This is a genomic window from Trueperella abortisuis (genome assembly GCF_030811095.1).
GTDB lineage: Bacteria > Actinomycetota > Actinomycetes > Actinomycetales > Actinomycetaceae > Trueperella > Trueperella abortisuis.
The window spans coordinates 1,784,305-1,807,203 of sequence record NZ_JAUSQL010000001.1; the positions used below are offsets into that span (position 1 = coordinate 1,784,305).

16 protein-coding genes and 1 tRNA gene are annotated in these 22,899 nt (G+C 64.2%); 7 read left to right on the plus strand and 10 right to left on the minus strand.

What is annotated here, in order from left to right; translation table 11 throughout:
* The first annotated feature begins 17 nt into the window (after positions 1–17).
* Positions 18–260 carry a WhiB family transcriptional regulator gene (locus J2S45_RS08035; protein WP_296930898.1) on the plus strand — a complete coding sequence of 81 codons (243 nt, stop codon included), beginning with the start codon at positions 18–20 and terminating at the stop codon, positions 258–260.
* 114 nt (positions 261–374) lie between these two features.
* Here the strand turns inward: J2S45_RS08035 and J2S45_RS08040 are convergent, their stop codons facing one another.
* On the minus strand, positions 375–1,814 hold the full coding sequence (locus J2S45_RS08040) for a sensor histidine kinase (RefSeq protein ID WP_296930895.1): 1,440 nt from the start codon (positions 1,812–1,814) through the stop codon (positions 375–377).
* 39 nt (positions 1,815–1,853) lie between these two features.
* Between J2S45_RS08040 and J2S45_RS08045 the strand changes: the two genes are divergently transcribed.
* From J2S45_RS08045 to J2S45_RS08055, 3 genes are read left to right on the plus strand one after another with little or no spacing between them, the layout of a single operon-like run.
* A complete protein-coding gene (locus J2S45_RS08045) occupies positions 1,854–2,366 on the plus strand; it encodes a DUF2505 domain-containing protein (RefSeq protein WP_270975792.1) in 513 nt (170 codons plus the stop codon).
* Entirely contained in the window at positions 2,363–3,163 is an 801-nt protein-coding gene (locus J2S45_RS08050) for a thymidylate synthase (RefSeq protein ID WP_307635058.1), read from the plus strand. Before J2S45_RS08045 ends, J2S45_RS08050 begins: the two co-directional genes overlap by 4 nt.
* An 8-nt stretch (positions 3,164–3,171) precedes the next feature.
* Positions 3,172–3,726, plus strand: coding sequence for a dihydrofolate reductase (locus J2S45_RS08055; protein ID WP_307635059.1), 555 nt, complete (start codon positions 3,172–3,174; stop codon positions 3,724–3,726).
* 15 nt (positions 3,727–3,741) lie between these two features.
* On the opposite strand, the gene J2S45_RS08060 is transcribed toward J2S45_RS08055, so the two are convergent.
* From J2S45_RS08060 to J2S45_RS08080, 5 genes are all read right to left on the minus strand, one after another.
* Complete coding sequence (locus J2S45_RS08060) at positions 3,742–4,437, minus strand: CE1759 family FMN reductase (protein ID WP_307635060.1); 696 nt, start codon at positions 4,435–4,437, stop codon at positions 3,742–3,744.
* The gene (locus J2S45_RS08065) at positions 4,434–5,645 is read right to left on the minus strand and encodes an LLM class flavin-dependent oxidoreductase (protein WP_296930883.1); all 1,212 of its coding nucleotides are present in this window, start codon (positions 5,643–5,645) and stop codon (positions 4,434–4,436) included. The genes J2S45_RS08060 and J2S45_RS08065 overlap by 4 nt, the downstream gene beginning before the upstream one ends.
* 101 nt (positions 5,646–5,746) lie before the next feature.
* On the minus strand, positions 5,747–6,499 hold the full coding sequence (locus J2S45_RS08070; protein ID WP_296930879.1) for a succinate dehydrogenase/fumarate reductase iron-sulfur subunit: 753 nt from the start codon (positions 6,497–6,499) through the stop codon (positions 5,747–5,749).
* On the minus strand, positions 6,496–8,526 hold the full coding sequence (locus tag J2S45_RS08075) for a fumarate reductase/succinate dehydrogenase flavoprotein subunit (protein ID WP_270975798.1): 2,031 nt from the start codon (positions 8,524–8,526) through the stop codon (positions 6,496–6,498). The genes J2S45_RS08070 and J2S45_RS08075 overlap by 4 nt, the downstream gene beginning before the upstream one ends.
* Positions 8,523–9,215 carry a succinate dehydrogenase cytochrome b subunit gene (locus J2S45_RS08080; protein WP_307635061.1) on the minus strand — a complete coding sequence of 231 codons (693 nt, stop codon included), beginning with the start codon at positions 9,213–9,215 and terminating at the stop codon, positions 8,523–8,525. Before J2S45_RS08080 ends, J2S45_RS08075 begins: the two co-directional genes overlap by 4 nt.
* 218 nt (positions 9,216–9,433) lie before the next feature.
* Here J2S45_RS08080 and J2S45_RS08085 point away from each other — a divergent pair, with 218 nt between their 5' ends.
* The 3 genes from J2S45_RS08085 (at position 9,434) to J2S45_RS08095 (ending at position 12,234) form a co-directional block, all read left to right on the plus strand.
* Positions 9,434–10,426, plus strand: coding sequence for a hypothetical protein (locus J2S45_RS08085; RefSeq protein ID WP_307635062.1), 993 nt, complete (start codon positions 9,434–9,436; stop codon positions 10,424–10,426).
* A 641-nt stretch (positions 10,427–11,067) separates the two neighbouring features.
* Positions 11,068–11,757, plus strand: a complete 690-nt coding sequence (locus tag J2S45_RS08090) for an IS1/IS1595 family N-terminal zinc-binding domain-containing protein (protein WP_307634304.1) — start codon at positions 11,068–11,070, stop codon at positions 11,755–11,757.
* A 138-nt stretch (positions 11,758–11,895) separates the two neighbouring features.
* Complete coding sequence (locus tag J2S45_RS08095; protein WP_307634303.1) at positions 11,896–12,234, plus strand: hypothetical protein; 339 nt, start codon at positions 11,896–11,898, stop codon at positions 12,232–12,234.
* A gap of 164 nt (positions 12,235–12,398) precedes the next feature.
* On the opposite strand, the gene J2S45_RS08100 is transcribed toward J2S45_RS08095, so the two are convergent.
* The 4 genes from J2S45_RS08100 to J2S45_RS08115 all read right to left on the minus strand — a co-directional run bounded on the left by J2S45_RS08100 (position 12,399) and on the right by J2S45_RS08115 (position 22,871).
* Positions 12,399–13,520 carry an IS1249 family transposase gene (locus J2S45_RS08100; protein WP_307635063.1) on the minus strand — a complete coding sequence of 374 codons (1,122 nt, stop codon included), beginning with the start codon at positions 13,518–13,520 and terminating at the stop codon, positions 12,399–12,401.
* 253 nt (positions 13,521–13,773) lie between these two features.
* Positions 13,774–13,847: transfer RNA gene (locus J2S45_RS08105), tRNA-Met, on the minus strand.
* Between the two features lie 227 nt (positions 13,848–14,074).
* Positions 14,075–19,597: an endo-alpha-N-acetylgalactosaminidase family protein gene (locus tag J2S45_RS08110; protein WP_307635064.1), complete on the minus strand. Its 5,523-nt coding sequence runs from the start codon at positions 19,595–19,597 to the stop codon at positions 14,075–14,077.
* A 259-nt stretch (positions 19,598–19,856) separates the two neighbouring features.
* Entirely contained in the window at positions 19,857–22,871 is a 3,015-nt protein-coding gene (locus J2S45_RS08115; protein ID WP_307635065.1) for a UPF0182 family membrane protein, read from the minus strand.
* Between the last annotated feature and the right edge of the window lie 28 nt (positions 22,872–22,899).

Here is a 22,899-nt window from a genome sequence, read left to right on the forward strand (position 1 = left end):
TCAAAGGAGTCAAAGTCATGGATTGGCGCCACCGCGCAGAATGCCTCAATGAGGACCCGGAGCTCTTCTTCCCGATCGGTTCCTCGGGTCCCGCCATGGCTCAGGTCGAGCGTGCGAAGGCCGTGTGCCTGCGCTGTGACGTTCAGGAGATCTGCCTGAAGTGGGCTCTCGACAACAATCAGGACGCCGGCGTGTGGGGCGGCATGTCGGAAGACGAGCGCCGCACGCTCAAGCGCCGCACGGCACGGGTGCGCCGCTAGCCGTTCTTCGAGACTTTCGCGGGCCGCGTCATCGCGGCCCGCGCTCTTTTGTCGGGCGCGCGCCGGGCGCCTGCAGTCGGGCACCAGTGGCGCCGAGGCCAGCCCATTCCGCCCCTACGACGGCAGCTGAACCTGCCCGCGGATGTTGAGGTCGAGCACCACCACGGTCCCACCGCCCTCGCGGGGGCACCACTCGATCTTCCCCCTCAGCTCGGAGACAACCATGGTCCGCACGATCTGCGTACCTAGGCCGGAGGGGTGGTGATCGCCCATCCCCTCTCCGTCGTCGGCCACCTCGATGTGAAGGTGGTTGCCATCGCGGTTGGCGCGGATATCGAGCCGGCCGCCCTTGGGCAGCCCGTGTTCGATGGCGTTGGAGATGATCTCGTTCATGACCACGCCCAGCGCGGTGGCCTCCTCGGCCCGCACCCGCCCAAACGTGCCCTCGAAGGTGGTGACCACCGGCTCCTCGGTGACGCTAACGTCGCGCACCATCCGCATGACCGGCACGAAAACCTGGTCGAAGTCGACCACCTCGTCGATGGTCTGGGACAGCTTTTCGTGGACCACCGCAATCGTCGCCACCCGCCGCTGCGCCGTCTCGAGCGCAGCCCGCGTCATCCCCTCCCCCGCACGGCGCGACTGCATCCGCAGTAGCGCCGATACCGTCTGCAGGTTGTTCTTCACACGATGGTTGATTTCGCGGATCGTGGAGTCCTTACTCATCAGCACCCGCTCCTGGCGGCGCAGCTCTGTGATGTCGCGGCACAGCACGAGCGCACCGTGGCGCTCGCCGTGTTCGAGCAGCGGCACGGCGCGGAAGGAGATCACGACGTCGTTGCGCTCGATCTCCGTCATCCACGCGGCCCGCCCCATGAGGACGAGCGGGAGGGCCTCGTCCACCGGTGTCACGCCGTCGAGCTCGATCACTTCCTGGGCGAGCAACGCCCCCTGGAGGGGCTTTTCCACTCCAAGCCGGCGCAGGTTGGAGTTGGCGTTGGGCGAGGCGTAGATGACCACGCCCTCGGTGTCGACGTGAATAAGCCCGTCCGTCACGCGCGGGGTGCCGTGCCGGTAGCCCGAGGGCGACCCGTCGAAGGGGAACTCCCCGGTCATGACCATGTTGACCAGCGCCTCCGCGATCGTCTCGTAGTTGGCAAGGAGCACCATGGGCACCCGGTCGACGAACTTGGCGGTGATCACCCCGAGCACCGCGATGACATCGCCCTCGAAGCGCACGGGCACGAGGCGGACGTCGACGTCGTCGTCGTGAGCGTAAAGGAGCTGGCCGCTTCGAGCCGCCTGCCTGATGAGCGCGCCCTCCTCGGCGCTCATGAGCTCGCCCACGAAGTCGAACTGGTGGACGGTGGCGGCGGTGGCGGGTCGAGCCTGCGCGGCCGTCATGGCGCCGGATTCGGTGCGAATGTAGAGGGCGAGGTCGGAGAAGGTGACGTCAGCGATGATCTGCCACTCGCCGATGAGGTGGTGGAGCCATTCACGCTGACGGGCGTTCAGATGCGAATCACGGCTGAGGATGCGGGAGAGTGTTGACACACTCCCCACTGTAGTGATTAATCGTGTTGAATAGTAGCTATGAAGTTCGTTTCAGAAACAAGCTACGCCGGCCCCCTCGGCCTGGTGCTGGAGGCGCTGACGTCGCGCGAATTACTCCTCGCGCGGGAGAAAGCGGCGGGCACGGAACAGATGGTTGAGTTTGCTGAGGATGGCGCCACGCACTCCTTCCGCATCCAGCTAGCCCCGGAGCAGATCCCGGCGGCGGCGCGCTCCTTCTTCCCCCACGGCGCGAAGGTTTTCGCAACGGCGACGCCGGTGGTTCAGGCCGAGGCCGGGCGGGTTCATGGGGCGAAGATCCCCTACATCATCGACGTTTCGGGCGCCCCCGTTGCGGGCACCCTCACGTTCCTTCTCGCCGACACCGGGGCGACAACCGCGGCGAAGATCAGCGGCGAGGTCAAAGTCTCCGTGCCCTTTATCGGTGGTCTGATCGAGAAGAAGGTGGTAGACCATCTGGGTAAGGTGATCGCCGAGGACACGAAACTGGTCAACGCGGAGGTCCTGCGGCGGCGCACGGAGGAGAGTCAATGATCAACCGTCAATACGAGGACCTGCTGGCCGACGTCCTGGAGAACGGGGAGCGCAAGGGCGACCGCACCGGCACCGGTACGCTGTCCGTGTTCGGTCGCCAGCTTCGCTACAACCTGGCCGAAGGCTTCCCCCGCATCACCACGAAGTTCGTGGCGATGAAAGCCGTCAAGGGCGAGCTTTTGTGGTTCCTGCGCGGGGAGACGAACGTGCGCTGGCTCCAGGAACGCGGGATCACGATCTGGGACGAGTGGGCCGACGACGACGGCGAACTCGGGCCCGTCTACGGCTACCAGTGGCGCTCATGGCCGGCACCGTCCGGCGAGCATATCGACCAGATCGCGAACGTGATCGAGACGCTGAAGACGAACCCGGATTCGCGGCGGATAATCGTCTCGGCGTGGAACGTGGCCGACCTAGACGACATGGCCCTCCAGCCGTGCCACGCGCTCTTCCAGTTCTACGTGGCCGGCGGCAAGCTCTCCTGCCAGCTCTACCAGCGCTCGGCCGACCTTTTCCTCGGGGTGCCCTTCAACATCGCCTCCTATTCGCTGCTAACCCACATGGTGGCCCAACAGGTGGGGTTCGAGGTGGGCGATTTCGTGTGGACGGGCGGGGACTGCCACATTTACCTCAACCACGTCGATCAGGTACGCGAGCAGATCTCGCGCGAGCCCTACCCCTTCCCCACGCTCGAGCTACGCAAGGCCGACTCCATCTTCGACTACGACATGGATGACATCCTTGCCTCCAAGGGCTATCAGCATCATCCGGCGATCCATGCCCCGGTGGCCGTGTGATGCTCGGGATGATTTGGGCCCAGGGCCACGACAGGGCGATCGGCCGCGCCGGGGCGATGGCGTGGCACCTGCCTGAAGACATACGTTTTTTCAAGCGCATGACCACCGGCCACCCCGTCATTATGGGCCGTAAGACGTGGGATTCGCTCGAGGAGCGTTATCGGCCACTTCCCGGCCGCACGAATATCGTCCTCACCCGCGACACCGGTTTTTCCGCCGACGGCGCGCTTGTCGCCGCATCGCTCGACGAGGCGATCCGGGTGGGCGAGGAAGCCGCCGGGGAGTCGGGCCTGGTGTGGATCGTGGGCGGCGCGCAACTGTACGAGGCGGCGATGAAGAAGGCGGGCGGCGTCGTGGTCACGGACATCGACATCGACGTGCCGGGCGCCGACGCCTTCGCCCCGGCCGTCCCCTTCAACTGGGAGCCGGTGGGCACGGAGCCCATGCGCGGCTGGCATGTGGCCCAGAACGGCATGCGTTTCCGGATCACCGCCTACCGACGCCGCCGCTCCGGTTTCGACCCCGGCGATCTGGCCGCCATGCTCGGCGACCTACCGCGCTAGCCTCGCCCGGCGCCTCTAGTCGCTCAGGAGGTCGGACATGGGGGTGAAGTCGGCGAAGAGCGCTTTGGCCTCGTCGACGTCCGAGCGCGCGGCGTCACCTTCTGCACCCGAGCCGCGCCTGGCGCCCGTGCCCGCGGTGCCGGCCGTCCGGCCAGGCGTGGGTTGCCCGGTCTGGGCCCGGTAGATCATCGCCAGCTCCTCCATCTCGCGCATGATCCGTCGATTCAGACCCGCGCCCCCGGAGCCGTCAGAGTCGGCGGCATGCGCGCCGAAATCCTCGGTGGCAGCGTAGACCGCCGTCGGCGCCACGTGGGCGTGAAGGTAGGTCATCATCGGCCGGATGGCGTGCTCGGTGACGAGCGAGTGGCGCGGCGTACCGCCCGTCGCACCGATCGCCACCGGCTTACCGCGCAGATAGTCCTCGGGGAGCACGTCAAAAAAGGACTTGAACAGGCCCGAGTAGGATGCGTTGTAGGCCGGTGTAACCGCGATGAGGGCATCAGAGGCCTTGACCTGCTCGAAGGCATCCTCGAGCCGAGGCGAGGGAAAGCCGGTGAGCATGTTGTCGGTGATGTCGTGGGCGAGCTCGCGCAGAGAGATCATCTGGACCTCGCCGCCGAATGCTCCCACGTAGGCATCCGCCATCGCCCGCCCAAGCTGCTGGGTGGTCGAGCTCTCCGACAGGGAAGCCGAGACAACCGCGATCTTCATCGTCCTCCCTCCGCGTCCCGCAGGAGCTTGTCGGCAAGGTCAACCGACGCCGTTTGGCTCTCCTGCTGCTGGTAGAAGGAGGCGCCGGTGACGTCGTCGACCCGTGCTTTTCCAGCCTTCTCCGGCTCGACGCCGGACTCCCGGCGGGCGGCGAGAAGGGAGGCGTGGGTCGGGGCGTCGGGCACACCCGGCTTACGCATGGCATCGAACTCCTTGCGCATGACGGGCACGATCTGTCCGAGGTAGTCGAGCTGCTCGAGCACCGTCTTCAAGGGCAAGCCCGCGTGATCGATGAGGAAGAGCTGGCGCTGGTAGTCCCCCACCTGCTCGCGGAAACCGAGGGTTCGGTCAATGACCTCCTGCGGGGAGCCAACCGTGAGCGGGGTTTGGGTGGAGAAGTCCTCAAGCGAGGGACCGTGCCCGTATACAGGCGCATGATCGAAGTAGGGACGGAACTCTCGCTTGGCGGTCTGGGAGTCCTTGGCCATGTAGAACTGCCCACCCAGGCCAACGATCGCCTGCTCTGGGGTACCGTGGCCATAGTGCGCGAAGCGCTGGCGGTACAGGGCGATCATCTGGCGGGTGTGGCTCATGGGCCAGAAGATGTTGTTGTGGAAGAAGCCGTCGCCGTAATAGGCGGCCTGCTCGGCGATCTCAGGGGAGCGGATCGAGCCGTGCCAGACGAAGGGCGCCACGCCGTCGAGCGGGCGCGGGGTGGAGGTGAATCCGCGCAGGGGCGTGCGGAACTTGCCTTCCCAGTCGATCTCCTCTTCGCGCCACAGGCGGCGAAGCAGCGCGTAGTTTTCGATGGCGAGCGGGATGCCTTGGCGGATGTCCTGGCCGAACCACGGGTAGACCGGGCCGGTGTTGCCGCGCCCCATCATGAGGTCCATGCGCCCATCCGTCAGGTGTTGGAGCATCGCGTAATCCTCAGCGATCTTGACCGGATCGTTGGTGGTGATGAGCGTGGTCGACGTCGACAGGAGGATCTTCTTCGTCTCCGCTCCGATGTAACCGAGCAGGGTGGTGGGCGAGGAGGAGAAGAACGGCGGATTGTGGTGCTCGCCGATGGCGTAGACGTCGAGCCCGACGTCCTCGGCGTGCTTAGCGATCGTCACCGCAGCCTTGATGCGCTCGGCCTCGGTGGGCGTGCGGCCGGTGGTGGGATCGGTAGTGATATCCGAAACGGAAAAGATTCCGAATTGCATGGGGTGCTCCTTGTCGCTGAGGTTCTCAGTGGATCTTGCGCCAAGCATAGCACCACCTAATTGAATCTTCAACTACCGGTGGCCGCTCGCCCCTCCTCACCCTATTTGTCGAGCCGGCGCAGGAAGGAGGCCCGGAGGCGCTCCTTGTTGACAGCGGCGACGGCGGACAGCGGCACATTCGCCGGGCACACCGCCGCGCACTCCCCGTAGTTCGAGCACGGCCCAAAGTTCTTGTCCGCAACCGCGATCATCGACCTGGCGCGGCGCGCCCGTTCCTTCGAGGGCAACGGAAGCATGGCCAGGTGGGTCAGCTTGGCGCCAAGGAAAAGGTGGGCCGAGCCGTTGGGGCAGGCCGCCACGCACGCCCCGCACCCGATGCAGGCGGCATAGTCGAGGGCGTCCTCCACGGTCACGTGGTCGACAGGCACCGAGTCGGCGTCGGGAGCTGTACCAGCGTTGATAGCGACGTGGGCGCCGGCCTCGAGAACTTCGTCGAGCTTGTGGCGATTGACCATGAGGTCGCGCAACACGGGGTAGCTCGCCGAGCGCAACGGCTCGATCCGCACCAGCTGCCCGTCCCTAAAGGAGCGCAAGCGTTGGTGACAGGCCGGCGTGTTACGTTCGGGCCCGTGCGGCGTTCCGCTCACCTGGATGCCGCACGCCCCGCAAATCCCCTCGCGGCAGTCGGATTCAAAGGTGAAGGGCTCCTTGCCGGAGTTGACCAGCGTTTCATTGAGTCGGTCGAGCAGTTCGAGTATGCTCATCGAGCCGTCCAGGCCCTCCATCGTGTGGTACTCGAAGTGGCCGGCCGCCTGCGGCCCGGCCTGGCGCCAGATCTCCAGTGTCAATTTCATGAGTAGCTCCTCGTTGCCAGCGGGACGGCCGTGAACGTCAGCGGCTCCATGTGCCGCACGAAGCCGTCCGGCGTGCTCTCCCACGCCGAGGCGAACGCCCAGTGCGCATCGTCGCGCTTGGCCTCACCATTATCCTGATATTCGAAGCGGAAATGCGCGCCCGCCGATTCCTCGCGATCGAGCGCGTCCACACACATGAGCTCGGCGAGCTCGAGGAAGTCAGCCACGCGGCCGGCCTTCTCCAGCGTCTGGTTGACCTGCGCGTCGCCACCCGGGACCGACAAGTCCTCCCAAAACTCCCCGCGCAGCCGGCGCACCTCGCCAATTGCCTTCGTCAGGGAGGCTTTCGTGCGCCCCACGCCGCACCCCTCGTACATGATGGCACCCAGTTCGCGATGGAACTGGACGGGTCCGCGGCTACCGCCGATCGCGAGGAAAGAATCCGTGCGCGCCTGCACCCGCTCCAAAGCCTCCCGCACCGGCGCCGAGTCCGGCCCGGGCAACGCCTCCCCCAGGTGCTTCGACAGATAGTTCGGCACTGAGAACGGCAGGGTGAACCACCCATCCACGCACGCCGACAGCAGCGAGTTCGCCCCCAGCCGGTTCGCGCCATGGTACGACCAGCCGGCCTCGCCGCCCACGAACAGCCCGGGGATCGAGCTCATCTGATCGAAGTCGGTCCACAGCCCACCCATCGTAAAGTGGGCGCCGGGTGCGATCCGCATCGGGGTCTCGTATGGATTCTCGCCCGTGGCATGCTCGTACATGTGGAAGAGGTTGCCGTAGCGCTCGGCGATCACGTCCTTGCCCACCGCCCTGAGAGCGTCGGAGAAATCGAGGTAGACCGAGTTCCTCAGCGGCCCGACCCCGTGCCCCGAGTTGATCTGCTCGGTGGCCGCGCGCGAGGCGATGTCACGCGGGGTGAGGTTGCCGAAGGCGGGGTACTTGCGTTCGAGGTAGTAGTCTCGCTCGGCCTCGGGAATTTGCTCGGGCGGGCGGTCGTCGCCGGCGCGCTTGGGCACCCAGATCCGCCCGTCGTTGCGAAGCGACTCCGACATGAGGATCGTCTTCGACTGGAACGGCGAACTCACCGGCAACGCCGTGGGGTGGAACTGCACGAAGGAGGCGTGGGCGAGGTAGGCTCCGTGCTTGTGGGCCCGCCAGGCCGCCGACGCGTTCGAGTTCAGCGCCAGCGTGGATTGGAAGTACACCGATCCGTATCCGCCGGTAGCCAGCACCACGGCGTGTGCCGGGATCGCCTTGACCTCGCCGGTCACGAGGTCACGGATGACGACGCCGCGGGCCACGCCGTCGTCGACAATAAGGTCGAGCATCTCTGAGCGGATGTGCATCGTGACGGTACCGCGCCGGATCTGGCGCTGCAGCGCCTGGGACGAGGCGAGCTGCAGCTGCTGGCCCGTCTGGCCGCGCGTGTAGTACGTGCGCGAGACCTGCACGCCGCCGAAGGAGCGGGTGGCCAGCGTGCCGCCATACTCGCGGGCGAAGGGCGCGCCGATGGCGTTCATGTGATCGATCACCCGGATCGACTCTTCGCCTAGCCGGAAGGCCTCCGCCTCGCGGGAGCGAAAATCCCCGCCCTTGACCGTGTCCGTGACGAAGCGCTTGAGCGAATCGCCATCCACTTTGCGCGCGCGAGCCGCGTTAATGCCACCCTGCGCAGCCACCGAGTGGGCGCGACGCGGGGCGTCGTGGTAGGTGACCGAGTGGACGTTGTAGCCCAGCTCCCCCAACGCGGCCGCGCACCCGGAACCCGCCAGTCCCGTTCCCACGACGACGACCGTGAACTTTTTCGTGTTCAGCGGGCTGACGAGTTTGTAGGAGTCACGACGTCGCTGCCACGCGGTAGCAGGATCGCCGTCCGGGATGTTGCCATCCAGGATCGTGCCTAGCCGGGCGCCGGGAACCTTGACCGGGGGCGGCGTGAATCCCGCCGTACCGGACGCGGTTCGGGCATCGGCGTCGTTGGCGGAACCGACCGTGTTGCGGAGGAAGTGTAAGAAACTCATGATAGCCACCCCATCTGTACGGCGAGCGGAATTGAGGCATTGCCCAGGAGGATCGCGATCGCGGCGAGCGCGCCGATCCAGATGAAGATCGAGCGAAGGCGGGCCCCCATCGAGCCGAAATCGACCGCGACGTTGAAGGCGCCATGCGCCACGTGAATCGCGAGCAACACCATGATGAGCACGTAGAAGATGGCCATCGCCGGGCGCTCGAAGGAAGCAACCAGGTTGGAGTAGGCGGCCGAGGCCTGCGCCGTCTGCCCGCGGAAGGAGTCGGAGGCGACCGGCTTCAGACCCACCGTGAGGTCGAGGAGGTGAATGATGAGGAAGCCCAGAATCGCCACGCCCGTGACCGGCATGAGCCGCGCCGAGAGCGCCTGGATCCCGTGAAGCTTGCGCGCCCGGTACTTGCCGCGGAATTTGCGCCCGCGGATGTAGATCACCGACGCCGCCCACACGTGCAGGATGAGACACAACCCCAGCACCACACGCATGATCCACAGCACGGTCAGCTTGGGAAAGAGCGGGTAGAACGCCTCGCGCAACCAGTGGGCGTAGCCGTCGAAACTGGACGGGCCCATGTAGACCTTGAGGTTTCCGTACAGGTGGATGAGGACGAAGATCGCCCAGATAGCGCCCGTGACAGCCATGATGACCTTTAGCGCCCACGAGGGCGGAGCTTTCAGTTGCATCGTTGCCTCCTTCCTGTCATTGTCCCAGCTAGAACATGTGAGTCTTCACACCTTTGTCCCGAATCGGGTACACTTGAGCACGTTGCCGGGACGGCCCGGCGCAGCGCGGCACGACGTCCGGCGGGTACCTTCCCGCCAGCGCAACGGCTCGCACTGAGCACGCCTTGAATGTTCTGCGCGTGTTGTACGGACGAGGGACGGCCCTCACGAAAGGGCACATGTCTGGCGTTGTTGCATGGTTAGCTGTCGCGCTGACCTTTTTCCTTCCGCTCTCCGGGCCAGTGGCCATGGCGGGGATCCTCGCCATCATCATCTACGCCTCCTTTGGCGTCAAGCGCCGAGCCGACGCGCTCTCCCGCCGGCTTGGCGAACCGTTCGGCACGATCGTGCTCACGCTGTCGATCATGGTGATCGAGGTGGCGATGGTGGCCAGCGTCCTGCTCGGTCCTGGCGATCACGCCTCCATCGCGCGCGACGCCGCGTTCTCCGCCACAATGCTCGTCATTAACCTCATCCTAGCGGGCGCCATCCTCGCCCACGTCTCCCGCCATGGCCCTATGCCGGTGCGGCGGCGGGCGCTCTCTTGGTACCTGGGCGCGCTGGGGATACTCGGCGCCGTCGTGTTTGTGCTCTCGCGTGCGGTGGGCGAGTACCGCGGGCTCTGGGCGGTTCTCGCCGGGCTGGTGCTATTCACCGCCTACGCGGCGTTCATGTGGCGTCAGCTCGGGCCGGGCGCTGCCGACTTCGCGGAAGCAGCCCCTGCCCCGCCTAGCTCCGAGCCCGCAGCACAAAACTTCGTCTGGCTGGTGGCCACACTCGTGGCAATCGTCGTCCTTTCCCACTCGCTCGGCCCCCTCCTCAATGAGGCAGTGGGCAACACAGCGCTCGTCGGCCTCATCCTTGCCGCCGTTGTACTCCTGCCCGAGACTGTCACCACCCTGGCGGCCGGCCGGAACGGCCAGAGTCAGCGGGTGTCGAACTTGACCCACGGCGCGCTCGTCTCTGTGCTGGGCGGCTCGGTGCCGTCCATCCTGCTCATCAGCGCGGCCACGGGCCAGCAGATCGTGCTCGGGGTGAGCAACTGGGAGCTGGCACTACTCGCAGCGACGCTCGGGCTACAGGCCACCGCGCTCGTGCGGCAGCGGTTCTCCGCTGCACACGGGCTGGGGCACTTGGCGTTACTCGGGGTCTACGTGGCAACCCTCTTCTAGCTTTCGAACACCGCTTCGTCACTATTTCACGGAGCTGTCCCGACCTGGAGTTGACCGTCATGCGGCCCGAGGAATGCCTAGATGCTAGGAACATAACTCGGCAAAACGGCACTACGCGACCGCACTATTGCCGTTCCGGCCACCCTGATTTCCCAAAGCAACAGGGCGGTCTACTCCATGTTCAGATCAGCCACAAGAGGTCTCCGTACGTTAGAGTGTATGCAAACGGACAGTTTGCGGGCGAACAGTGCCATAGCATTCACTAGATACAGATCGGAATACAGCCATGGTGAAGCTAAAGAGGTTCCTTTTCTTTGTAGGCGTTGTTCTGGTCTTGATTAGTATTCTGTTGACTATCGCATCTATGAATAGCTCATACGTCCTCAATGTCTTTGTCAATGGTAGACATTCTGAAAGCATCGTAACCTTTTCAGATCTTGGTATCGTGGCGCTCGAAAAGACGGCATCGTTTACCAAGTATCTGTCGTACGGTGTCTTCTCTGGAATTATCGGGTCAATAGACAAAAAATGTGTTTTATGATCGAGTTTTTCGTTGGTGTAATAAGGGAAAGTCAGGGTTCTTAAGGTTGAGACGCTGAAAGTGGTTGCTTCGTTGACATCTGCACGGTTACGTGCATGGGGTGAGAAGACCAAACCCGCACGCCCGCCGCTGCCCGATTTGTCAGACCGCCACGAAGAAGAACGGCTCAACGAGTGCTGGCCGGCAGCGCTGGAGATGCCCGGCTTGTGGCCACAGCTTCACCAGCACTCATCGGCGCCAGCAACGCGAAAAACAGTTCCGCGAATTCGTTGAATTCATTACCGACACTGAACCCAAACGTCGCCTAACCGGCTCTACTCGGACGTGGGATCGCGATCACGCTTGGTGTTGGGATACCCGCCCGATCTGGGACATCACCGGAGAGGTTCATGACCAGATCTTCATCGACGGGACCTACATCGCTCACGGCTGGTGCGTCTTGGTGGCGGCTACCACTGACGGTGTTATCGCCTACCAGCTATGCGCCAAAGAATCCAAAGCCGCCTACACGGCCTTACTGTCGCGTATCCCTGCTCCGGCCGTGGTCACCACCGACGGGGACCGCGGGGCCCTGGCCGCGATCAAGGCCTGCTGGCCTACCAGCCGCCTGCAACGGTGCCTAGTCCACATCCAGCGCAACATCCGCACCCTGACCACCACCCGCCCCAAGACCGACCAGCACAAGGCCCTATACAAACTGGCCTTGGACCTGACCAAGATCACCACCGCCGACCAAGCCATCGCCTGGCAAAAAGGCCTCGCAGCCTTCCACACCCTCTACGACACCTAGCTGGCCGAACGCACCTACAAGGCCACTGTCGCCCCCTCACAGATCCCGCGCTTTGCCCAGAACAACAAGTCCTGGTGGTATACCCACCACGCCACCAGGCGCCTGGTCAGAGCCTTAGACGGCTACGTCAAGGCCGGGGTGCTCTTTACCTACCTCGACCCCACCACAGGCGCGACAAGCCCCCTGGCCTCAACCACGAACTCCTTAGAAGGCGGGACGAACGCCGTGCTGAAGACCTACCTACGAGCCCACCGCGGCCTATCCGAAGAGCACATGAAGACCGCCCTGGACTACTTCCTCTACACCCGCTCCATCGACCCCCAACCCCTGGCCACGTTCATCAACAACACCCCCGCCACCACCAAGCCCAAACCCGAACCTGAGCCCGACGGGCCAGCCTACATCGACAACGCCATCAACACCCAAGCCCCCTGGGACGACGGCCTGACCATCCACCAAGGCTGGGCAGGACACTAACGACACGCCCGGATAAGACACATTTTTTGTCTATTAACCCGAATTATCGGAACTCTTTCGATAATTGCCAGCAAGAGCCTCGAATCTCATAAAACAAAAAGAGATGATACAGAAGTGGGCACGGAGGAATAGGGGCTTATAGGCCAAAATGTGTTGGTTTCGGTTTAGTAGGTTTCGTGCCAGGTTCCGTTGTGGTGGAAGTCGGTCCAGTTAACTGCGGTTCCCCATCTGTCGATCTCGGCTTGTGCTTGGGCGCGGTGGCTGGCCTTGTCGAATTGGTCAATGATCTGCTGGTCGGTGATCGTGGTCTTGAGGATGTGTGCTGGGGTCGCAGGGAACTCGGTGTGCAGGTAGCACCACCACAACACGGTCTTGACCTGGTGATCAAGACTCATGCCCCGGTGGGCTCGTAGCACGCAGCGTAGTTGGGTATTAATCCCGCCCTCGATCAGGTTCGACGTCCTGGGAATGGGGTCACCTTCAAGGTCAAGGGCGGGATCAAGGAAGGTGAACAGCGTGCCTTGTTTGACCAGCGTGTTGAGGGAGTTCTTGGCCTGGATCAGCCGGGCATGGGTGGGAACGAGGCGTCCGTCTGGTAGCCGGGTGCGCTGGGCGAGGAACTGTTTGTAGGTGGTGTTCCAGGCGGCGAGTTTGCTCATCCATGCCACTGCCTGCTCATAGGTGGCGACCTCGAGCAGGGCTTGAGCAAGACCGTAGAGATCAACACCTGCCTGAGTGCGTGGCCGGGTGGTGGTCTTACGCTTGACCGCGCTATAGGCGTGAAAGACGCAGCGTTGGATCCGGGTTCCAGGCCAGGTAGTCTTCACCGCGCTGGCGATGCCTTGCCCACCATCACACACGACAACATCTGGGGGCGCGATCCTCGACATCAGCGCTTGCCAGGCGCGGGTGGTCTCGCCCTTGGCCACGTACCAGCCAAGCACGTGAGTCTTGGTACACGCGATCAGGACGACCAGCTTGTGGGACAGGTAGATCCCGTCAACAAAGACCACGTGGCTGACTTCGTCGACCAGTGGGGAAACTGGCCATAGATGCCAAAATGGTTCGTTACGCCGTCGTATGGTGCGTGCCTTGGGCCCGTAATCGGCCAGGGTGTGTTTGCCGGTGACGAAGTCTAAAAACGCACTGAAATGCCGGGCGCGGGTATCGTTACGCCGAGACTGGCTTGCCCCACATGTTGGACAGCGCAACCTTGGCCTACCTGCTCGAGTTGAGCCCCATTTTTGCGTCGTGCCACCACAGATTTTGCATCGAGGATTTCCCATCCCCACATTCAAGCCGATTCAAACCCCGACCTTGCCACGGAATATCAATCAAAAACCGGGATAAAACCAACACGACCTGGCCAACCAAGAACTCAAGTCACAACCAGTCCAACCCCCACCTTTCGGCTTTATAGCAACGAAAGACAGCCCAAAAACCAACACAACCTGACCTATAAGCCGGAATAGGGGGCTATAGGGCAAAACGAAGCCCGGTATCTCAGCGACTTTTCGCCTGGATACCGGGCTTTTCTCGTGGCGGGGGCAGGATTTGAACCTACGACCTCCGGGTTATGAGCCCGGCGAGCTACCGAACTGCTCCACCCCGCGTCGGCATCAACCACTCTATTCAGCACGCGCGCCAGATTCAAGGTGGGGCGTGGTGCCCTTTCTCACCATATCCCCAGATCGGCCGCCCCCGGGTCGCGCGCCGCAGATAGACGCGGCGGGCCCGCATGAACAGCTTTCCGGGACGCGAGAGCCGACGCAAGAGGGTCGGCCACAGACGCGGGGTGGGGCCCGCTGAATGCGAGCCCCACCCCGGTTAGCCGTCCGTCTTAGCCGATCAACGAGATGTTATGCCATCCGTGACCGCCCTCGATCGGGGTCATCCAGTAACTCTTACCCCTATTGAAGTAGGTAAAGAGCTTACCGTCGTTGCGAATACCAACCAGGTCGGATCGACCGTCACCGTTGACATCCCCCGGAATGACCGCTTGGGTGAATTCCGTCCAGCCGTGACCAATCTGGCCGACCGATGTGATCGTACCGTCACGGTTGCCCTCGTAGAGGAACATGGTGCCGTCGGCGCTGATGGCGACGATGTCGCCATACCGGTCGCCGGTCATGTCACCGGGGCCGAGGATGCGACTCATCGAGCTCCAGCCATGGCCGATCTTCGTGCCCGAGTACATCCCCGTATTCGTCAGGACGTAGCGGTACAGCTGCCCGGTCGGCACGTGACGAGCCACCACGTACTCAGTCTGAGAGGAGCCGAGCTTGCCGACATAGACGATGTTGTCCATGTCGTTCCAACCGTGGCCAACCTCCGGGCCCTGCTTCAGGAAGCCGTCGCCCTCCGAGTAGTAGTAGAACATCCGTCCATCCGGGTGTCCGACGAGCGCGTCCGCACGACCATCGCCGTTCATGTCCGGGATAGACACGATCGACGTGAAGTGCTTCGCGTTGCAGTCGACGATCTCGCCACCTGTGAAGGTGCCGTCAGCGTGACCCGCGTACCGGCGGAGGCTTCCCTCGCCGTCCACGGCCCACAGGTCAGCGAAGCGGTCGCCGGTGAACTCGCCCAGCTTGCCCGTGCCGCGAGCCGGGATCGACGGACGATCCACGGCCTGGCAGGTCGGCTGATCGGGATCGGGCTGATCGGGATCGGGCTGATCGGGATCCGGCTGATCCGGGGTGCCGCAGGTGCCGCCGAGGCGGATCTCGCCGGCGCCGCCGAAGGCCTGGCCGTTGATCGCGTCGAGGCCAATCAGCTTGACGAACTTGCCCTCGACGGCCGGGAACTCGACGACCTGAGGCGCGGTGTCGTCCGTGAAGTTGCCCGTCGCCACGGGCTCACCCCAGTCCTCACCATCCATCGAGACGTAAACCTCGTAGCCCTTGATGCGGCCGTTCGCCGCATTCTGGCGAGTGGTGTACTCCAAGCCGGTGAACGTACAGGTTTGGTCGTTACCCTTGACCGCCGCCGGTTCGAGGGTGATGTGGTGGGGGTAGCGCAGGGCGGTCGGGCTCCACTGGGTGTGCCAGTAGGTGTTGGCGTCTCCGTCAATTGCCGCCGCGGCGAAACCGTTCGGGGCCGGCTCACCGGAGGTCTGCTCGGAGCTGAAGTCCGCGATCGTCAGATCGGACCCGCCGATCGGGTTGGTCAGCTCGCTCTTGCTCGGGTCGAGGGTCGCGGTCTGCGTCCCCTCGCCGGCCTCCTCGCCGATCTTCCAGGTGCCCGTGAACACGAGGTCACCCGGCTCGGCAGTCTTCGGAGCCTCAACCTTCCAGGTCGCCACCGAGGCGGCATCCTTCGTGGCCTCGGTCGCGCCTGCCTTGACCGGCGTGACGGTCCAGCCCTCGGGTGCCACGAGCTTGTGGGCCACCTCGGTCAGATCGCCTCCGTAGGTGTCCACCCTGGTGGTCACGTCGTAGGTGCGCATGCCCTCGCTCGAGGAGGCGGACTGCGTGACCTTCATGTCGGTGCTCGGGATGAACAGTTCCTCGACGCGGAAGTTGTCGATCGTCAGATCGCCCTGGTAGAGGTTGCCCGCCTTGAGGATGCCGATGAAGGTCGGCTGCTCGCTTGCGCGGAACTGCAGCTCGAACTTCGCGGTGCCCGCGCCGGGGTTGCCGCTGGCGTCCTTCCACCCGGTGCCGCGGCTCTGCGCGATCGGGGTCCGGCTGTCGGTGACTTCCCTCCAGTTGCCTGAGGTCGCCTCGTCGTGGCCGATGACCACCTGGTAATCGCCGGTGTGTGCGGCCTGGTAGTCGAAGCTCACCTTGTAGGTGTGGTTCGGCTCAAGCGGCACCGACGCGGACGTGGTGCGCAGGATGAGCCCACCGTTTTCCTGGTGTGCCAGGAGCGACCAGTCGCCGTCGAGGACGTTGTCGATCAGCTTCTGACCTTTCTGGGTGCTCTTCCCGTTGAGGGTGCCCCACCAGCCGGCCTGCGAGTACGGCTCGTTGCGCAGCGCGAGCTGCGTGCGGGCGTCGCCGCCCTGCGTTGAGCCGGTCACGAACGGCCAGTAGCCGGTGTCCGTATCCTCGAAGTTGGTAAACGCGATGGTCGCGTCGGTCGGGTTCGGGTCCGTCTCCTTGAAGGCGACGACGCGCAGGTCGTCAACCGCCACGGTCGCCTCGCCCTCGCCCACGGTGATCGCGAAGGTCATCGCCTTGCCGTCGGTGTGGAAACGAACCGGTACGCGCTGGAAGTGCGTGCGGAACTTCTCGTCCGAGGCGGTGGCGTTGATGGCACCCGAGTCAGAGATCGTGGTCGTGGCGACCCCGTCTACCGCCTTCTGGTGCTGGGCCGGGGTCACGACGCCGTCCTTGGCCTTCGCTGACACGCTCACCTCGCGCGTCTTGCCAGGCTGGATCTCGATCCATGCCCAGGCGGAGTAATCACCTTCGGGCAGAGTGATCTCTTGGGAGATCGAGCCAGCGCCCTTGCCGAACTCGGCCTGGAAGTTTTGACGGTCGGTGGTGACGACCGAGGCGTTACCCGTCACGTCGTAAGCGTCGAGGGTGCCGGAGAAGAAGCCCGGATCCTTGATGCTGGAGCCTTCGCCCCAGTCGGGGGTGGCGGGGGCGGGCACGTCGGTGGCCGGGTAGAGCACGTAGGCCGTGCCGTTGCCGCCGTCCGTAGCCGGGATGGTGATCGAACCGTCGGCCACGGTGAGGTTTGCGACCTCGGTACGGCCGGTATCTGTCAGCTTGTACAGCTTCAGGCTCGGCTGGCTCGCCCAGGACTTGGTGAGCTTCCAGGTGGTGGACTGCCCGCTCGGGTTGTAGTAGTACAGGCGATCCTGCCCGCCGTTCTTCCACGGCAACAGGTAGGTGGCGCCCTTGAGGACCGTCGCGCCATCGTAGGTGACGACGCGGTCGGCTGCGACGTCGTAGCCGCCCACCGAGGCCTGCGCGGAGGTGACCTCCGTGCCGTTCTTGAAGACGATGCGGCCAGCTTGGCCGTTCGCCGGCTTCTTCCAGGAGACGATGTCGGACTGCTGGAGGAACTTCGCCGGGAGGTTCTTCTGCCAGACTGCCTGGATGAAGTTGGTGTAGTCGACGTTGCCCGTCCAGCCCTCAAACTCGCGGACGTTGGTGTTGCCGAGCATCGGATCCGGGTTGAAGGTATCACGGTAGGAGTTTTCCACGAAGCGGATGAGCGTCGAGCTCAGGCCCTTGTTTCCGGTGCCGCCGTAGGCCTCGTCATTAGCCCAGTGGGACCACGTGGACAGCGTGGGCAACGAGTACGCCCACTCCGAGGCAAGCCGGAAGCCGAGGCGGTTCTGCTGGTTCCACGCGAAGGACTCGGCCTGCCAGCCGCTGTTGTAGTACACGTCCCAGTAGAGCCAGTTGAGGTTGGAATCCGCCGGGAAGTCCTTGCGCAGCTGCTCTAGGCGCTTGAGCAGGTTTCCGGTGGCCAAATCCTTCTGGTCGTTCATCTTGTAGGACTGGTTCATCCAGCCCCACGCGAGCCGCGGCGGCATCTGGAGCTCGCACGGCGCGGCGACGCCGTTCGCATCCTGCGCAACATCGACGAAGCCGTTGGCCCCGTCCGAGAAGCACTTGGCTTCGGAGTAGCTTTCGGTGGCGTTGACGTGGACGCCGAAGGTGGCGTTCCAGTCCTTGCCGGCCTCGACCAGAGTCTTGAGGTCGGCAAGGCCGCCGGCGCGTTCGTTGTAGTTGTTACCGTAGTCGCCCTGGGCCGAGTCGTGGCCCTCAGCCTGGTAGCCCTTGAGGAGCACCTGCTGGCCGAGGTTGTCCGTGGCAAGCGAGATCCTCTTCGTGTCGTCGAGGGTACGCAGGAACGGGTGGGTGGCCTGAGAGACGATGTTGAACGGGATGCGGGTGATGACGATGTTCTTCGTCTCATCCATGCCGACGAACGGGCGCAGGACGTCGCGGGTAGCGATGGCGGCGTCTTGCCAGTCGACGGCGTTGTCTCCGTTCGCGTCGGCCGTGATCTTGACCTTGATGAAGGGATCTGGATCAGGGCCGATACCCTTGCCGCCGGCATGCTTCAGCACGGCGCCGCCGCGGTGAACCCACTCGTACGGGGAAACGGTGCCGATGCGGTTGCCACCCTGCTCGCGCACCTGGACCGTGTAGCGATCGTTGCCCGAGGTGCCCTGCTTGGCGGTTTGGTCATCGATCGCGTTGGTCTCGAAGCCGGCCGCGAGGCCGTTGCCTGCGGCCACGGCCATCCACACGTTCGTCGTCGTGTCGTTCGTGTCGGCGATTGTGTAGAAGCTATCGGGATTTGTGGCGCGATTGGTGCTGATCTTCGCGCCGCCGACCATGGCCGCGGCGTCAGCTGCCGAATCAAGCGAAACCAGGTCGAGGCCGGGAATCTCGATGCGGTTGATCTTCAGGTTCGGATCGACGATGTCCGTGATCTTGTACTCGAGCACCTGGTCCTTCACCGAGATGACGACGTTGAAGGACGCGCCGGCGATGGACGGGAAGGTCACCGGGTAGGTCACCGAGGTCTTGTCGGCGCTGACGGTTGGGGCAGCGACGGTGACCGGGGTGGACGTGCCGTCGATGTTGATCGCGTTCAGCGCGTCGCCGAACTTGCCAGGCAGGCGCTTGTCGCCCAGCTGGTAGTCAACCACCTGCGGGAAGCCGGGGTGTGTGTGGACGGTCAGCTGGCCGTCCGTGATCTCCGGGGCGCCCTCCGGGATGGTGATCTCAAGGGGCTTTGGCACGTCAGGCGTGGGATCGCTGCCCGCTTCGCCCGACTCGGCTGCCGTGAAGGCCTTGAATTCTGCCAGGCTCGCCGGAACCCTCGAGGTGTCGTCCCCACCCCAGGCGCTAGTAACCGCCACCATCACGCAACGCGCGGCGGTCGGGGTGAAGTCGACGGTGACGTCGGCGAGCTTGCCGGCCGGCGGCAACGCGGGGATAGAATCCTCGGCAACCTTGGCCAATTGGATGGGAACCTCCGCATCCCCATAGGCCTGCGGATCCGAGCAGTTCTTGTCGCTCGTCGTGAACACCTGGAAGTCACCGAAGCGGCCTGAGCCGTTGGAGGATTGACGCGGCGTCAGCACGATACGACCGAGGTCCTCGACCTGCTTGCCGAGGTCGACGATGAACGTGTGGGGTAGAGGGGCTTCCCCGTCATTCCACTTGGTGTGCCAATAGGTGTCGCGGTTGCCGTCCAGGATGAGCGCAAGCCGGCCGTTGGCGCCTTCGCCGCTGGTCTCTTCCGAGCTCGCGAAGACCGCGGACATCTCGCCCTGCGGTATCTCTGTGTAGTTATATGTTGTGCCGAAAGCGGGTGAGGCCAACCCGCTCAGGGCGAGCGCCGCGCCCGTGGCGAGCGCCGCGCCTCGTCTAGAAACTCGCATGTTTGATTCCTATCGCTGGATTCGTGGTGTGTGGAGCCCGCCCGAACGTCGATGTTCACGGGGTCACCCTTCCATACTAAAGGATTCGGCCAAATTATCCAGCGGTTTTGGAAGAATTGACTGCTCCAAAACAAAAACTTTGGCCATATTGGCCTAAGTGTGGTCGTGGGCGACGCGCAAGCACACGGGTGCTGGCGACGCCCACGCACAAGGGGAGGAAGCCCGGGCGGGCTTCCTCCCCTTCTTCGCCGAAGGCTAGTTACTTGCCGTCGATCTCGTTCTGCGCCGCGACCGCCTCATCAATCGCCTTCGACAGCGCATCCTGGGCCTTGCCATAGTCTGCCCAGTTGCCTGCGTCCAGCGCGGCACGGGAATCCTCGATGGCCTTCTTCGCCGACCCCAGCGCCGTGCTCAGCCGCTCCTGCGCGCTGCCCGCCGACGGCGTCGTACTCGGCTCGGCACTCGGCTCGGCACTCGGAGCCGTACTCGGCTCGGCATTCGGAGCCGGGCTCGACTCACCCGCCGGCTGGTCGGCAGCCCCGGCTTCGAGCGGAGCCTCCTTCTTCCCCACGACGCCGGCGTCGCCCGCGCTCACACCGGAATCTCCGCCGAAGACCTGGTCGAGGGACTCATCCAACGTGGGCGCAAATCCGACGTTGTCGCCGAACAGGGTCAGCACGTACTGCAAAGTCGGATACTGCGTACCCGAGGATGCCTGGACGTAGACGGGCTGGACATAGAGCAGGCCGTCACCCACCGGCAACGACAGGAGATTGCCGCGCATGATCTCCGTCCCGCCCTGCTGAAGCAGGTTCAGGTCTGTTGAGACCTTCGGGTTGGCCAGCATCGTGTTTTGTGCCTGGCCCGGGCCGGGCACCGTGAGGTCACGCGGTAGCTCGAGGAGGCTGAGCTTGCCGTAGTCCTCGCCCTTGACGCCGGTCTTGTTTCCGGCGTCGCCGGAGGCGGCGAGGAAGCCGGTCATGACGTTTCGGTTCGTCTGACCGCCCGGGATGTAGGAGGTGGTCAGCGAGAACGCCGTCTGGTCCTCGCCCGGCATCTTCAGCGTCAGGTAATACGGGGGCTGCTTCGGCGTGGTAGCGCTGGCGGCCTCAGTCGGCTCCAGCGGAACGTTCCAGAAGTCGCCGCCCGAGTAGAAGGACTTCGCGTCAGTGACGTGGTAGCGAGCCAGCAGGGTGCGCTGAATCTTGAACAGGTCCTCCGGGTAGCGCACGTGGGCGATGAGGTCGCCCGGCATCTCCGACAGCTCGGTGATCTGGCCGGGGAAGATGGACTTCCAAGCGTTGATGATCGGATCGTCGTTATCCCACTGGTAGAGCGTGACCGAGCCGTCGTAGGCGTTGACCACGGCCTTGACCGAGTTGCGGATGTAGTTGATCTCCTCCGGGCGCGGCTGGCCCAGGCCCCTCGTCGTCGCGTCCGCGGTGGCATCCGTCAGTGTCTCGCGCGCCGAGTAGGGGTAGTTGTTCGACGTCGTGTAGCCGTCAATGATCCACACCAGATCCTTGCGGGTGGACGGATCGTTGTCCATGTCCACCACGGCTGGCACGGCCTTCGTGTCCAGCGTCAGGTACGGGGCCACCTTGCGCACACGCTCGTGCGGGTCGCGGGTGAAAAGGATCTGCGAGTCGGGGGTAACACGGTCGGAGAAGAACAGCTCTGTCGAGCCCATCCGAATCGCGTACATAAGGCGCTCGAAGGCGTTACCCACGCTCGGCCCACCCTGGCCCGTGTAGGTATTCATCACCTGACCGTTGGGGGCCGTGTCATCCGGGTAATCGAGCTCCCACGGATCCGAGCCCTCCGGAGCGCCGACGATCGAGTACGACGGCGACTGCTGGCCGAAGTACACGCGCGGTTCATAGTCGCCAAGCTGGCCCGTGGAGGGGATGCCGGCCTCCCAGAAGGCCGGGTCGCCGCGCGAGGTGATCGTGTTACCGTAGGCGGCCGCGACCCCGAAGCCGTGGGTGTAGACGGTGTGGTCGTTGACCCAGGAGCGACGCTCGGCGTCCAGGCCCTCGAGGTTGAGCTCGCGTACGGCGATCACCGTGTCGCGGGTTTGCCCGTCGATCTCGTAACGGTCAACCGTGAGCGGGTCTTTGAACTGGTAGTACTGCCTGTTCTGCTGGAGCTGGTTGAACGAGGGATCGACGATGTTCGGGTCGAGGAGGCGGATCTGCGCGGCCGTCTCCGAATCCTTACGCAACTGCCCGGGCTCAACGTCGGTACGCGCGTCATACTGCTGTGTCTGAACGTGGGCCATGTCGTATGCCTTGCGCGTGGCGTCAATGTTGCGCTGGATGTAGGTCGACTCCAGCTCTGCCGCGTTCGGGCGCACCTTGAAGTTCTCCACGAGCGCCGGGTAGAGCATTGTCACCACCAGGGCAGTTGCCACGGTGGAGGCGATGCCGATCACGGCTGGCTTCCATCTGCGCTGCACGGCGGCGAGGACGAAGAGCGCCGCCACCAGCGCCACCACGACCGCCAGGATGGTCAGGCCCGGCTTGGAGGCGTTGATGTCGGTGTAGGTGGCGCCCGAGAAGCGCTGGTTGTTGCCCAGTAGCAGGTCGTAGCGGGCGAGCCAGTAGTTGATCGCGACGATGAGCGCGCCGATCGCGAGCAACGCGCCGGCGTGAGCCTGGGCCTTCTTGGAGACGGTGAAACCGCGCTGGCTGGCGCCGATGTCGCCCGTCATCCAATAGGCGAGCGCGCTCACCAAGAACGACAGGATCGCAAGGGTGACAAGGAAGCTGATGATCGCGTGGATCGCCGGCAGCGAGAAAACGTAGAAGGACACATCCAGCCCGTACTCCGGGTCCGTCTCCCCGAATGAGGAGCGGTTGAACCACAGCAGGAAGGTCTGCCAGCTGCCGCCCAGGCCAGCACCGAAGAGGAGGCCGACGACGCCGGGCACGACGCCGAACGTCAGCCACTTGCGCTTCAGCAGCGCCTCGCCGACGTGGTTGGAGTCGAGGTCGATGACGTTGCGCGAGGTCTTACTCTCCCTGAGCGCGATCCACAGGTTAAGGACGACAACGGCGAACACCACGAGGAAGCCGATCGCCCCCAGCGCAATCGACGCGCCGTATTGGGTCCAGAACACGCGCACGGCCTTAATCTGTTCAAACCACTTCAGCTCGGTCCAGAAACCGGCGAAGCCGATCAGCGCGAACACGAGCAGGCCGAGCACGATCAGCGTGGGGATAAAGGCACCTCCCCTGCCCGAGCGGTGCTGCTTTTTGGTCGATGTAGTCAAGATAAACCTCGTTTCATGTCCGCTCTGA